Raw genomic sequence first — 13,661 nt, 5'->3', positions numbered from 1 at the left:
AGAACATACTTTCTGCTCTGATGGTTATTTTGTTTGTTCAATAGGTGAAGCATCTCCTGATACTATTCGTGAGTATATTCTCAATCAGGGTTAGTCGCTTACATCCCACAGGCTAAAGACCTGTGGGGTTTACGCTCCGTTTTATAAAAATAAGGCGGTCAATAATTATTTGACCGCCTTATTTTTATGCTGTAACATCTAATCCTTCTAACACTGGAATAGGTTTCTTCTCATCATCGAGTGCAACAAAAGTAAACATCCCTTGAATAGCAAGTTCTCTTCCATCCTCATACATGTGCTCTAAGTAGATCTCAACTTTAACTTTTAAACTTGTACGTCCTACACTTTCTACTCTTGCAATAGCCTCTATAATACTTCCTGAAGGAATCGCTTTTTCAAAATTAATTTTATCTGAAGACACGGTAACTAAACGTTTACGACAAAAACGTGTAGCTGCCATAAACGAAACCTCATCCATAATCGCCATAGCTTTCCCCCCAAATAAGGTGTCGTGGTGATTCGTCAAAAACGGGAATACAGTAGTACATACTCGCGTCTCTGCCTGATCTATTCTTTCTTCTAAAGTCATTTTTTATTTTTATTTGCACAAAAGTACAATTTCTAAACTTTTTGCACGTCCACGCCTATACCTTTAAGCAAAAGAGAGGCATTAAAAATCGTACATTTTCCATTTTTCAACTTATAATCAAATAACATTTCACCATCGTGAACCTGAATATCAAAATGGAAATTTTTCAATTTTCCCACATATTCTTCTTCTAAAGAAGCCAATTGCAAGTCATGCGTAGCGACAATACCTTTTCCATCAATCGCTAAGATTTTACGGATTATAGCTTTAGAACCTAAATATTTATCCACAGAATTTGTACCTCTCAACATTTCATCTATTAATACATATGTATCTGGATCGGGAGCCAATTTCTCTAAGATAAATTTCATACGATCTAGTTCTGCCTTAAATGTTGATGTACTTTCATTTAAACTATCCTTAATACGCATGTAACTCACCAAGCTATAAATTGGCAATGAAAATTGCGCTGCACAAACCACTGCTCCGGCATAAGCCAAAACGGCATTGATACCTATTGTACGCAAAAACGTACTTTTACCCGCCATATTTGATCCTGTAATTAAAGCCAACTGGTGATCTCGTGCATCATATGTATTAGCAATTGCTACTTCATGACTAATTAAAGGATGATTGATTGCTGTGGCTTGGATTCTATCTGTCTGAGGATTATCCAAAATTGTAGGCGTCGCCCAAGTAGCATTATTACTTTTTAAAATTGCTAAACTAATTAAAGCTTCAAACTCAGCGATAATATCGAAAGCCTTAAGCACGTTACCTTCATAGTTTTTCTTCCAATCTACTATGGCTAAGACTTGTTTGAAATCCCAAAGCAAGAGCATATTCAGAATGGAACCTATCAAAATATTATTGCGCGCATCCAACTTATCTACCAAACTACCCAAATGTTTAAAAGCTGTGGATAAATTCTCTTGTTTATCGGTCTTCAGTTCTGATTGTAGCCTTTGATTTAAAGAAGCTGCAAATTGCTCCTCTTCTACCATCTTTACCGCATCCGAATAAGCGATCAACGTCACTCCAATTTTGTCGATGCGACTGGAGAAATAAGAAACTTTACCTCCTAATGCTATTGACCACATCAAATGAACAATTGCCAGGAGTAGCATATAATTCCACAGTGGTATTACGAATAACGATATGAATACTCCTAATAGAAATAGAAAAGGAGCTATTTTCACATAAATACGCATAAATGAAGAACCAAACTGTAAAGCCTGGTCTTCCATATAACGCGTTAAGAAGGTTTTGATATTAACTTTTTGTCCGAGATTAAACAACAATTTGGTTTGCAAAAGCTGTGTCCATTCTTTTTTTGATGAAAGTTCAGCACTAGCTTCTTGTCTTTCCAAAATAGCTTTTTTTGAAGAAGGCCTTAAAAACCAGGAGGCCAGCAAAGACAGACCATCATTCGTTGCCGTCCGATTTACTAAAGCAAATAAGGATTTTGGACCAAAAATATCTAGATCCGAACTGTAAGCATGTTTTCCATCTTCATATTCCGCTCCATCTACATACATATTTTCTGCACCTGCCTCTATGTGCACTTCATTCTCATTCACCTGAAGAAAAGCTTTCTTCTCATCACGCACTTTTTCCAACTTACTTTGACGCAACACCAAATACGCAAAGCCTAAAACTATCGCAAAAACTGCCAGCAATAAAATCCAAATATTATTGAGCTGAAATATCTGGAATAAGGCAGTAGCACCAATCAAAATTAGTGCTAAGCGCATAAGACTATTGCGGTTGATACTTTTCTCTAGAACGATAAGTTCTTGTTTCGTCTGTTGAATATTTTGTTCGTAGAATGCCTTCATTAGGGCTAAATATAGGCAAAAGCCACAGAAGAATTCAAATGCAGAGAGAATTTACCAGGCTTTGTCACCTACCAAAGGAACAAAGCGGAATGTATCCAATTCAATGCGTTCGAAATCATTTTCTCCAATACGCAGTATGGTCACCATCTTCTGCGACTTTTCATCCCCCACAGGAATGACTAATAAACCACCAAGCTTCAGTTGCTTCAGCATGATTTCGGGCACAAAAGGAGCTCCTGCAGTCACGATGATTTTATCATATGGGGCATGTTCCGGAATGCCCTTAGAGCCATCCCCTAAGAAAAAATTAGGTTTGTATCCCATATAAGGCAAAACTTGAATCGTACGCTGGTACAAATTTTCTTGACGTTCGATGGTATAAACTTCAGCCCCCAACTCCATTAAAATACAAGTTTGATAACCTGACCCTGTACCAATTTCAAGAACTTTATCACCCTTTTTTACATGTAATAATTCAGATTGATAAGCCACAGTATAAGGCTGTGAAATCGTCTGGCCATCTCCTATGGGAAAGGCTATGTCTTTGTACGCTTGATTCCAAAATGTCTCGTCAAAAAAGAAGTGACGAGGTACTTTTGCGATAGCTTCGAGTACACGTTTATCTTGTATACCTCTACTTTCTAGATGCTTCACCAGCTTATTCCTTGCGCCCTTCTCTCTATAATTATCTATGAATTTATATGCCATCGTCCTTCAAAAATACCATTGTTTAACCATATTATTAAAGAATAAATACAATTAATTCGAAGCCAATAGGTTTAGATTTTTGATTCATATTTTTTGGGTTTCTAGCTTTTAATAGGTAATTTCATAAATTTATAAAATCTTATGATCATGCGCTATTTTCTACCATTAGTTTTGTTACTTTTTTTCGGATGTGATTTCCAAGCAAACAATATCAAACGCAGTGATGAGTTTAAAGGCGAAATAGAAAAATTCTTAGCAGAACAAGATCTAAAAGGAACAATTTTGGTTTTTGATGCTAAAAATAAAACATACTATTCCAATAATTTTCAATTAGCAGAAAAAGGATATTTACCTGCCAGCACTTTCAAAATCGTAAATTCTATTATTGCTTTAGAAACCAATGTTCTGAAGGATGAAAACGATTCTATGCGCTGGGATGGACAAAAAAGAGCTTTTGAAACATGGGAAAAAAACATGACTGTTCGGGAAGCTTTCCATGCCTCTTGTTTACCCTGCTATCAAGAAGTGGCACGACATATCGGAGTGAAACGCATGAAATCTTATCTAAACAAATTGCATTACAGCAATATGGATGTGAATGAAAGCACCATTGATAATTTTTGGATTGAAGGTAAATCTCGCATTACCCCTTTTGAACAAATCGAATTTCTGCAGCGACTTTACACTAAGAAACTTCCTATTCTGAATTCTACATATGACAAAATGATTCGCATTTTCGAAAAAGAAAATACCGAAACTTACAAATACTTTGCTAAAACAGGTTGGTCACAAGACAATGACCACAACAACGGTTGGTTTGTAGGCATCGTAGACAAAAAACCTTCCATATACTATTTTGCGCTTAATGTAGAACCTGAGGATCAAAAAAACACGAGGAAATTTGCCGCAGGAAGAGAAATAGTCACCAATGAAGTCTTAAAACTCTTACAGATCTTATAAACAGCATACATTTACACTATGAAAAAAATTCTTTCCCTTTTATTTGCTCTTGCCTTTTTAACATTTGACAGTTCGGCTCAAGAAAAAGTTCTTAAAATCTTGGCTATTGGAAATAGTTTTTCCGAAGATGGTATAGAAAATTATCTACATGATTTAGCAAAAGCCGATGGACAACAAATTATCATTGGCAATATGTATATTGGCGGTGCTTCCATAGAGTTGCATGTAAAAAATTCTAGACAAGACAAGGCTTCTTATTCCTATCGAAAGGTAGGTCTAGACGGCAAAAAGGTAACAACAAAAGATGTGAGTATTTCCCAAGCTATCGCAGACGAAAATTGGGATTATATTAGTCTGCAGCAAGCAAGTCCTTATTCTGGACAATATGATGTTATAATGAAAGACTTGCCAGAACTTATAACTTATGTAAAATCCTTGAAAAAGCTACATACAAAGTTATTGTATCACCAAACTTGGGCTTATCAACACGATTCTAAGCATGCAGGTTTTGCAAACTACGACAACAGTCAATCCAAAATGTATTCAGGAATTGTAGACGCATCCAAGAAAATTAACAAAATAAAGGATTTTGTGATGGTAATTCCTGCAGGTACAGCTATTCAAAATGCGCGTACTTCTTCTCAAGGCGACACCTACACACGTGACGGTTACCATTTAGAATTAAATTATGGTCGCTTCACTGCTGCTTGTACTTGGTACGAAAAGTTATTTGGAAAAGATGTACGTAAAAACAGCTATAAACCAGAAAAAGTTACGGATCTACAAGCTCAAATTGCTAAACAAGCAGCACACAAAGCCGTAAAGAAACCTTTTAAAATTTCAAAAGTTAACTTATAACAGAAAGAGCGAGTTTAAACTCGCTCTTTCTGTTTAATAGGGGTCTACATCAATTACCGTTCGTACTTTAGCATTATGCTTATCCAATTCAAAATGTAATAGAGCTGTACGAATAAGTTCTTTAACTTTATTGATGCTGATATTTGTGCGTTCAATTTTAAGTGTGATCGTCTGAATATAATGATTCCTGACTCGAGACACTAAAGGAGGCTCTGGGCCTAAGATTCTATTTCCTAACGAAGCACGTAATAGATTCGCGAGTTTTTGTGCTGAATCTAAAGTCTGCTGCTGATTTGGATGCTTTACATCTATTTTAATAATCCGATAGAAGGGCGGATATGAAAAGTTTTTTCGCTCGGTCACTTCCTGCATAAACATACCGCTATAATCGTGATGGACGACCTGCTCGATAACACGATGATTCGGAGTATAGGTTTGGATTATAACTTTACCTTGGTCTTGACGACGACCAGCTCGACCTGCTACTTGAGAGAATAAAGAAAATGCTCTTTCGTACGCACGGAATTCAGGGAAATTGATAATTGTATCTGCATTTAATATCCCAATCAAACTCACCCGACCAAAATCCAATCCTTTAGCAACCATCTGCGTACCGATAAGCACATCGTATTCATGGTCATCAAAAGCTGAAATTATTCGGTCAAATCCATATTTTCCTTTTGTCGAATCCAAATCCAATCGTCCAATACGCAAGTCAGGCATCAAGATTTCCAGCTCCTCTTCTACCCTCTCCGTACCAAAACCTTTGCTTTCCATATGCGGCATTCCACAAGCGGGGCAGACATTCACCGTGTTCTCCGAATGTCCGCAATAGTGACAATGCAAAAGATTGGAAGACTTGTGATAGGTCAAACTCACATCACAATTGACACATTTGGCCACATAACCGCATGTACTGCACTGCACAAAAGGGGTGTGTCCACGTCGATTTTGAAATAAGATAACCTGTTCTTTTTTGGCAACAGCCTCTTCAATTCCTTTCAACAAGCTGGCACTGAAATACGAGTGCATTTCTTGTTTTCGGGTAGCTTCCGAAATATTGACAATTTCTATTACTGGTAATTGGGCTTCCCCAAAGCGTTGCAACAATTCCACTAGACCATATTTATTGGCTTTGGCATTGTAATAACTTTCCACCGAAGGTGTAGCAGACCCCAACAATACTTTGGCATGATGTAAATGCGCTAAGTAAATAGCTGTATCGCGCGCATGATAACGCGGAGCTGGGTCATATTGCTTATATGAATTTTCATGTTCTTCGTCAACAATAATTAATCTCAAATCCCGAAATGGCAAAAACACCGAGGAACGTGCGCCTACTACTATCTTAAATTCATTTTTAATGACCTTATGCCACACTTCTGCACGCTCATTGTCATTAAATTTGGAGTGATATACACCCAAATCATTTCCAAAATGCAATTTTAGTCTTTCAGTAATTTGTGTGGTTAAAGCAATCTCTGGTAATAAATACAAGGCATTCTTGCCCGAAGCCAATGCCTGCTCTATCATTCGTATATAAATCTGTGTTTTGCCCGAAGCTGTTACTCCATGCAACAAAACCACATCTTTTTGTTCAAAGTGCTTATTGATATCGTCAAAAGCTTTTTGCTGAATTTCACTAAAAGTAAATTCTTTTGTCAGCAGTACATCCATACCTTGAAAACGGCTTACTACTTTTTCTTTGACCTCAAAGACTCCCTTATCAATTAAAGAAGTAATAGCTCCTGTTCCGCATCCTGTTGATTCCATTAAATCCTGACGGGAAATATCCCCCTGCTTTTTGGTCAATTGTAAAAATCCCAAAACAGCATCCTGTTGCTTTGGCGCTCTATTTAAGCTATCCAATAAGATTCTTTTGCCTTCATCATCATTATAAATTGATGCTAAACGCAAAAAAGCTTTGGTTTTCGGTTTATAACGTTCTTTGATTTCTTCCGAAATTTGGATAAATCCTTTTTCAAACAAAGATTTCAATAAGGGGAAAACGGATTTCTGACCCAGAATCTTAGATACGTCACCAACAGATAATTCGCCAGCAACATCCAGCGCATCTAAGACTAAAAATGCTTTATCCGAAAGTTCAGAACGGTCTAATTCTTCATTATCTACTGCAATAATCTTCGTTTCAGAAGCCATTTTCAACGCAGCGGGCAATGCTGCTTGCATCACTTCGCCCAAATGACACATATAATAATCCGCTATCCAATCCCACAACTTCAATTGTCCCTCATCTACAATAGCATAGTCATCCACCACATCCAAAATATATTTAGCTTCATATTTCTCAGGCGGTTCTGTTGATATATGTTTGACAATAGCAGAATACACTTTATTTCGCCCAAATTGCACAATAACACGTATTCCTATTCCTATTTTATCATTCAATTCAAAAGGAACACGATAAGTATACGTTTTGGCAATAGCCAACGGCAAGATGACTTCTACAAAATAAGTTTTTCGTTCTGCAAATAAATCTGGACTCGACATATGCACAAATGTAACGAAAAAGCCCCTGATAGCATTTATCAGAGGCTTAATATTTTAGTTCATAATATTATGCTCTATTCTTCAAAGCTGCAATAAATAATCCTACCCATCCAATAATGAAGCATAAGCCTCCTAATGGTGTAATAGGGCCAAGAATGGAGATTTTTGTAATACCTAACAGTTCTCGTACACTTAACAGATAAAGTGATCCTGAAAACAACAAAATCCCTATCGTAAAAAAGATAAAGGAAACACGAATAGACTGACTTTTGGCACGAGAAAAAGTCGATAAAAACAATAAAGCAAAAGTATGGTAAAAATGATATTGATTCGCAGTTTTCCACGTATCAATATGGTATTCGCTAATTTTACCTTCTAAACCGTGTGCACCAAAAGCTCCTAAAATCACAGCTATTACTCCAAAAAATGAGGCTGTTAGAATGATTTGTTTATTCATTAATAGCTATACAAAAAAATATTTTCAGTTAATACAGGCATAAATGTACAAAAAATACAGACTAAAACACCACAGAAATAATGTTTTTGTCTCTTTCGTTTCTTTTCAAAATTGGAAATAATTAGGTTTGTAAAATGAGGAATACGATTATTGTTACGGTGCTGTTATTTATTGGGGTGATCGCTGCTTCCATCTATTATTTTCGTGATATTAATAAAGAACAACATAACACGCTAAAACCTTTAAAATATTTACCAGAGAACACTTTTTTAATTGCTTCTATCAAAAATGACGAAGTAACGGATAATATTTTCAAAGACTTTGATTTGTTCGATGCTCTTATTGGCAAAAAAGAAATAGAACTGATAAAAAAATACAAAAACCAGATTCTTCGCCATGAAGCATTGTACGAATTTATCGAAAATCAGGATGTGTTTATTTCTTTTCACCCAGAAGCAGATTCCTTAAACACATTATTTATAATTCCAACCTCAACAAATATTGAAGAAAGTGATTTCACTTCACTCCTAAATGAATATAGTAAAACATACAAAATTGCTTCAATAGATACTTTAGGTCATAAGATCATATCATTTAGTTTTGGCAATCCAGATACTACATTGTACACCACGTACTATGAGCATTTAATTTTTGCTTCGTATTCAAAAAGCACCTTACTTTCTATTTTGGATAAAAGCAAACCTAAATTATCCGAAAATCAGATTGATTACTTTATCAAAAATAATTCGCGTAATACCCCTTTAAGTGTTTATTTTCCCCATCAGCAATATCCAAATGTTATTAAGCATTTCCAACAGAGACAAAAAGGAATTTTTGCGGATCAATTTGCTGGATTAGAGGGCCAATCCGCTTGGAATATTAATTTTAAGCAAGATGCTTTAATGCTTACGGGCGAAAGTGAAGTGGATAAATCTAGAGGGAACTATATAGCCTTGTTCCGTAATCAGTCTAAAAAAACACAGCGATTATACAATTACTTCCCCGCCAATACAGCGGTATTCATGGAATATAGCATCAGCAATTACCCTAAGTTTTCGACAGATCTTCACGAATATTTCGAAGCGCGTGAGGAAACAAAAAAAATTCAAACGGCATTAGAATCTTTACAAGATAGTAGTTCTTCACTAAGTAAATTGCCATCAGTTTTGCAGCACGATTTTGCTTTAGTTGAGCAAACTAATCAAACACATATTGCTTTTATAGCTGTAAGTGACACTGCGGCTTGGATAGAAGTGGCGAATAGATTATTGGAAGACTCGAATGATAATATTTACCGTTTTAGAAACGCGAACATTCCTTACGCGTTATATGGTGAAGCTTTCAAAAACATGTCACGTCCTTATGTAGCACGTGTAGATGATGTTTTGGTGCTATCTAATTCCAGCAATGAATTACGTCAATATTTAAGTGATTTTCGTCGAAAAGACTTGTTGACAGGAACTTTAGGTTTCAAAAATTTCGAAAAATTACAAGGAAATGAAGCGAATGTTACGCTCTTTGTGCACAATAAAAATGCTTTTTCAAAAATTTTATATTCGTTACCTAGACATTATCAAGCAAATTTTAGAGATAAGGAAAACTACGGGTTCAAAGACTTTTATTCTTGGTCATTACAGTTATCGGGTAATGCAGGAAGCTTTTCGTCTCAAATCTATGCTTTGTACAAAAGCAAAAATGCGCTAGGAAGCACAGCAGAATGGACTTACCAGCTAAATGATAAAGCTATCACTGCACCTTATGTTTTCGAACAATCGGATACCAGTCAAATGATCTTGATTCAGGAATTAGATCATACGCTTCACGCGATACATCCTTCAGGCAATAAATTGTGGTCTGCCGTTATATCTGGACGAATAGTCGGTGAAATGCAACAATTAACAGACCGCAGCATTATATTTGTAACGGACAAAAATAGATTGTATCGTATCGATACTTTTGGAAAAACATTAAAGGGATTTTCTACTGGAATCGCAGAGGAACCCATAGCAGCCCCGCTCTTGGCCAAAGTACAAAACAAATATGTGCTGCTGGTACCTACACGTAATAGGATTCTTGCATATAGCCAAGAAGGAAATCGTGTAGATGATTGGAACAACCCAGATATACAAGGAAATATTTTAGGAGGTATCCAAAATGTAGGCTCAGATTTTGTAATCGCTACTTCTTACGGGCGCATTTATCTATTGAATAATAATGGATCCTTAAAGAAAGAAATTGACCTACCTGGGGATATAGAATTTAAAACGCCTATTGGAGTGATAGATTTAGGTAATAATTCGTTTGAATTTCTTGCTTATGACAATAAATCTATTCTTTATAGAATTGGATTAGATAAAATACAATCAGAAGTAAAAATAGAACGCCACGAAGAGAAGTATTATGGCGCATTTGCAAACATAAATAGCTCTTCAGTTCCAGAATTTATTTTGATTTCCGATAACAAAATTAGTGGCTATGAGCATAGCTCATTCAAACCTCTTTTCGAATATCATTTCACGAAAAGTATTGATGATAAGCCTCAGTTTTTCAAAAATGCTAAATCAAATGATCATCTAATAGGTGTTGCCTCCAAAGCAACCAATCTGCTGTATCTTTTTGGTGACAATGGCACAATAGTCGAAGGTTTTCCTGTTGAAGGACAACCTCTTTTCTACTATGGAAAGATAAATTACAACAGTGAAACGTATCTTTTGTGCATGCGCAGAGACAAAAAATTGTATGCTTTCAAGCATCAAAAATAATTTGAGGTAGACACTAATTATTTGTACGTTTGTATTCTTAATAAAAATATGTTACAAGGAGAAGATAATTTACAATTACTAACCAAACCTAGACGAATTGCCATTACTACTCACCACAAACCAGATGGTGATGCATTAGGGTCTTCATTAGGCTTATACCATTGGCTTAAACAGAATAATCATGATGTATCTGTGGTGGTATCCTCAGATTTTCCAACATTTTTGGACTGGATGCCTGGTCGTCAAGAGGTAATTGCTTATCCTGAAAAACCAGAACTTGCTAAACAGTTAATCGAAGAAGCAGAAATTATCTTCTGTCTAGATTATAGTGCTTTATCGCGCACCAATATTTTAGAACCAGTGATTGCGAATGCAAAGGGTCAAAAATGGATGGTAGACCATCATTTAGATCCTGAAGAGTTCGCGCAATTAACGTACTGGGATTCTAATGCAGCTGCAACGGCACAACTGATTTATACTTTCATTGCGGAGGTTTGTCAGGGGTCCGCTCAGATTGATGCTGATATTGCGACCTGTCTTTATGCAGGTATTATGACAGATACAGGCTCTTTTCGTTTTAGATCGACAACTTCGGCTGTACACCATATTATTGCAAGTTTAATTGATGCTGGTGCACGCAATTGGGAAATTCACGAACATATTTACAACAGTTCCACAGAGCGTAGACTTAAATTTTTAGGCTACTGTCTTTTAAATTGTTTAGAAGTTATTCCTGAATACAACACAGCGCTATTTGCGATTTCAAAAGAAGATTTAGCACAGTTTGAAATTACAACAGGGGATACTGAAGGGTTAGTAAATTATGCCCTTTCAATCAAAGGAATTCGTCTTGCTGCATTATTTGTTGACAGAACCGAATTAATTAAACTATCTTTGCGTTCGATCGGTGAAGTACCTTGTAATGAGATATGTAAAAAATATTTTAATGGAGGAGGTCACTTAAATGCATCTGGAGGAAGTTCTTCGGATGAATTAGCATCTGTTGTGAATAAATTTAAATCAATTTTACCTGAATATTCAGAATTATTAATAAGTAAATAAGTATTAATCAATAAAATGAAAAAATCAATATTTTTATTAGCTGCTGCAGTAGGATTATTCGCTACTTCATGTCAGAATTTTAAGAAAGCGGAAGGCGGTCTTGAATACAAAATCGTAAAAGACGAAGGTGCTGTTAAAGCTACAGATGGTGACCACTTATTTGTGGACATGATCGTGACTTCAGACAGAAATGACTCTTTGATTCAAAGCACATACGATATCGGTTTACCTCAATACGTAAACGTAGTTCCTGACACTATTGCTGGAAACTACAAAGGTAGCTATTCTTCTATGTTCAAATATTTAGGTGAAGGTGATAGCGCTGTATTCCGTCTAAACTTAGATACTATGGCTGCTAAATCTGGCCAACCAAAACTTCCAATTGGTGACAAATTCTTAACTTTTACTATCAAAGTTAGAAAACACTTCAAAAAAGCAGAATTACCTGATTCAATCGCTCACGTAGAATTAGATAAATATTACAGAGAGTTGATCGCTAACTTAGAAAAAGCTGAAGCTGGTAAAATCGAAAGCTATGTAAAAGACAACAAATTAGAGCCTAAGAAAACAGCTTCTGATTTACAATATGTAATTAAAGAAGAAGGTAAAGGTGCTAAGCCAGCAATCGGTGATACTGTAAAAGTTAACTACGTAGGTAAATTGACTCACGGTAAAGTATTCGATACTTCAATCAAAGAAGAAGCAGACAAAGCGAAACTTCCAGTTAACCCAATGCGCACATTTGAACCTATCAAATTTAAATTAGGTGTGGATCCAGTTATCCCTGCTTGGGTTGAAGGTCTTCAATTATTAAGCAAAGGCGGTAAAGCAACATTAATTATTCCTTCAAAATTAGCGTACGGTTCGAATGGTCAGCCTCAAGGTGGTATCCCTCCTTATGCGCCACTTATTTTCGATGTAGAATTAGTTGACATTATCAAAGGAACAGCACCAAAAACAGATTCTACAGCTACACCTGCTCCTGCTCCAACAAGATAATAAAATGCAATATATCTCTTGATATATTATCATAATTAAAATAAAAACACGGTTTTGTTATCAAAATCGTGTTTTTTCTTTTGTAAGCAATTCTTTTTTAACATTTTATTACTTTTACAGCATTATTTTAGCCATGACAATTCCAAATACTATTCTTACAGACACCCATACACATATCTATTATCATATAGGAACAGATAAAATGGAGGAGCAAATCGAAAGATGTATTGCAAACAATATTCATCGATTATTTCTTCCTAATGTAGAATCTGAATCGATTCCCCAAGTGATGGCCACTGTTAATGCATATCCTAATATGTGTTTTCCCATGTTAGGCCTACACCCTTGCAGTGTAAAAGAAAATTATAAAGAAGAGTTACAAAAAATAGAACAGGCTATTGCTAATACTAAGATTTACGCAATTGGTGAGATTGGTATAGATCTCTACTGGGACAAAAGCACATTAGCATGGCAACAAGATGCTTTTCGCACGCAAATCAATTGGGCAAAATCTTTAGGTTTACCCATTGACATCCACTGTCGTGAAGCTTTCGATGAGATATTCGAAATCTTGGAAGAAATGAACGACGAGAAGCTTTATGGTATTTTTCATTGCTTTACAGGAACTTTGGAGCAAGCTCATCGTGCAATCAACCTCGGATTTAAGTTAGGAATTGGTGGTGTAGTTACTTTCAAAAAAGCAGGTTTAGACCTTGTAGTCAAGGAATTGAACCTACAAGATATCGTATTGGAAACCGATGCACCCTATCTTGCACCAACTCCTTACAGAGGCAAAGAAAATGAAAGTTCTTACTTAATTCATGTAGCCCAAAAGGTAGCAGATTTACAAGAAACAAGCATTGAAGAAATTGCTAAAATTACTACTCAAAATTCTATAGACATATTTGGCATCTAGT

Annotated in this window: 11 protein-coding genes and 1 pseudogene; 7 read left to right on the top strand and 5 right to left on the bottom strand. The window is 35.9% G+C overall.

From position 1 onward, the window contains the following. Positions 1-94, top strand: a pseudogene (locus tag H8B04_RS08415) (IS200/IS605 family transposase); the annotation flags it as partial. A gap of 90 nt (positions 95-184) precedes the next feature. Here the strand turns inward: H8B04_RS08415 and H8B04_RS08410 are convergent. The 3 genes from H8B04_RS08410 to H8B04_RS08400 are packed head-to-tail and all read right to left on the bottom strand — an operon-like array spanning position 185 to position 3,135. After that, positions 185-589 carry an acyl-CoA thioesterase gene (locus H8B04_RS08410; RefSeq protein WP_165291847.1) on the bottom strand — a complete coding sequence of 135 codons (405 nt, stop codon included), beginning with the start codon at positions 587-589 and terminating at the stop codon, positions 185-187. Between the two features lie 32 nt (positions 590-621). Continuing rightward, entirely contained in the window at positions 622-2,427 is a 1,806-nt protein-coding gene (locus H8B04_RS08405; RefSeq protein ID WP_190302061.1) for a MutS-related protein, read from the bottom strand. Positions 2,428-2,478: 51 nt separating this feature from the next. Further along, the gene (locus H8B04_RS08400) at positions 2,479-3,135 is read right to left on the bottom strand and encodes a protein-L-isoaspartate(D-aspartate) O-methyltransferase (RefSeq protein WP_165291845.1); all 657 of its coding nucleotides are present in this window, start codon (positions 3,133-3,135) and stop codon (positions 2,479-2,481) included. A 147-nt stretch (positions 3,136-3,282) separates the two neighbouring features. On the opposite strand from H8B04_RS08400, the gene blaOXA reads away from it, so the two are divergent. Together blaOXA and H8B04_RS08390 are read left to right on the top strand one after the other, a co-directional pair. Then, a complete protein-coding gene (blaOXA, locus tag H8B04_RS08395) occupies positions 3,283-4,095 on the top strand; it encodes a class D beta-lactamase (RefSeq protein WP_190302060.1) in 813 nt (270 codons plus the stop codon). An 18-nt stretch (positions 4,096-4,113) separates the two neighbouring features. Continuing rightward, positions 4,114-4,953 carry a DUF4886 domain-containing protein gene (locus H8B04_RS08390; protein ID WP_190302059.1) on the top strand — a complete coding sequence of 280 codons (840 nt, stop codon included), beginning with the start codon at positions 4,114-4,116 and terminating at the stop codon, positions 4,951-4,953. A 33-nt stretch (positions 4,954-4,986) separates the two neighbouring features. Here H8B04_RS08390 and priA read toward each other — a convergent pair whose 3' ends face one another. Beyond that, a complete protein-coding gene (gene priA / locus H8B04_RS08385) occupies positions 4,987-7,464 on the bottom strand; it encodes a replication restart helicase PriA (RefSeq protein ID WP_190302058.1) in 2,478 nt (825 codons plus the stop codon). A 67-nt stretch (positions 7,465-7,531) separates the two neighbouring features. Beyond that, complete coding sequence (locus H8B04_RS08380) at positions 7,532-7,921, bottom strand: DUF423 domain-containing protein (protein WP_165291841.1); 390 nt, start codon at positions 7,919-7,921, stop codon at positions 7,532-7,534. Between the two features lie 134 nt (positions 7,922-8,055). Between H8B04_RS08380 and H8B04_RS08375 the strand changes: the two genes are divergently transcribed. The 4 genes from H8B04_RS08375 to H8B04_RS08360 all read left to right on the top strand — a co-directional run bounded on the left by H8B04_RS08375 (position 8,056) and on the right by H8B04_RS08360 (position 13,660). Next, positions 8,056-10,683 (top strand): hypothetical protein, encoded by a 2,628-nt coding sequence (locus H8B04_RS08375; protein ID WP_190302057.1) that lies wholly within the window; start codon positions 8,056-8,058, stop codon positions 10,681-10,683. A 48-nt stretch (positions 10,684-10,731) separates the two neighbouring features. Next, positions 10,732-11,745: a DHH family phosphoesterase gene (locus H8B04_RS08370; RefSeq protein WP_165291839.1), complete on the top strand. Its 1,014-nt coding sequence runs from the start codon at positions 10,732-10,734 to the stop codon at positions 11,743-11,745. 15 nt (positions 11,746-11,760) lie between these two features. Next, a complete protein-coding gene (locus H8B04_RS08365; RefSeq protein WP_190302056.1) occupies positions 11,761-12,744 on the top strand; it encodes an FKBP-type peptidyl-prolyl cis-trans isomerase in 984 nt (327 codons plus the stop codon). Positions 12,745-12,877: 133 nt separating this feature from the next. Beyond that, the gene (locus H8B04_RS08360; protein ID WP_165291837.1) at positions 12,878-13,660 is read left to right on the top strand and encodes a TatD family hydrolase; all 783 of its coding nucleotides are present in this window, start codon (positions 12,878-12,880) and stop codon (positions 13,658-13,660) included. Position 13,661 lies beyond the last annotated feature (1 nt).

This window comes from Sphingobacterium litopenaei, assembly GCF_014692495.1.
Taxonomy (GTDB): Bacteria; Bacteroidota; Bacteroidia; order Sphingobacteriales; family Sphingobacteriaceae; genus Sphingobacterium; species Sphingobacterium litopenaei.
The sequence above is the reverse complement of the archived record's forward strand: the minus strand, read 5'-3'. Positions and strand labels throughout refer to the sequence as shown.

Bases quoted from the DNA above. Each gene is read 5' to 3' on its own strand.
- H8B04_RS08380 (WP_165291841.1), bottom strand. From the start codon at position 7,921: ATGAATAAACAAATCATTCTAACAGCCTCATTTTTTGGAGTAATAGCT.
- H8B04_RS08400 (WP_165291845.1), bottom strand. From the start codon at position 3,135: ATGGCATATAAATTCATAGATAATTATAGAGAGAAGGGCGCAAGGAAT.
- H8B04_RS08375 (WP_190302057.1), top strand. From the start codon at position 8,056: ATGAGGAATACGATTATTGTTACGGTGCTGTTATTTATTGGGGTGATC.
- H8B04_RS08390 (WP_190302059.1), top strand. From the start codon at position 4,114: ATGAAAAAAATTCTTTCCCTTTTATTTGCTCTTGCCTTTTTAACATTT.
- priA (WP_190302058.1), bottom strand. From the start codon at position 7,464: ATGTCGAGTCCAGATTTATTTGCAGAACGAAAAACTTATTTTGTAGAA.
- H8B04_RS08410 (WP_165291847.1), bottom strand. From the start codon at position 589: ATGACTTTAGAAGAAAGAATAGATCAGGCAGAGACGCGAGTATGTACT.
- H8B04_RS08405 (WP_190302061.1), bottom strand. From the start codon at position 2,427: ATGAAGGCATTCTACGAACAAAATATTCAACAGACGAAACAAGAACTT.
- H8B04_RS08370 (WP_165291839.1), top strand. From the start codon at position 10,732: ATGTTACAAGGAGAAGATAATTTACAATTACTAACCAAACCTAGACGA.
- blaOXA (WP_190302060.1), top strand. From the start codon at position 3,283: ATGCGCTATTTTCTACCATTAGTTTTGTTACTTTTTTTCGGATGTGAT.
- H8B04_RS08360 (WP_165291837.1), top strand. From the start codon at position 12,878: ATGACAATTCCAAATACTATTCTTACAGACACCCATACACATATCTAT.
- H8B04_RS08365 (WP_190302056.1), top strand. From the start codon at position 11,761: ATGAAAAAATCAATATTTTTATTAGCTGCTGCAGTAGGATTATTCGCT.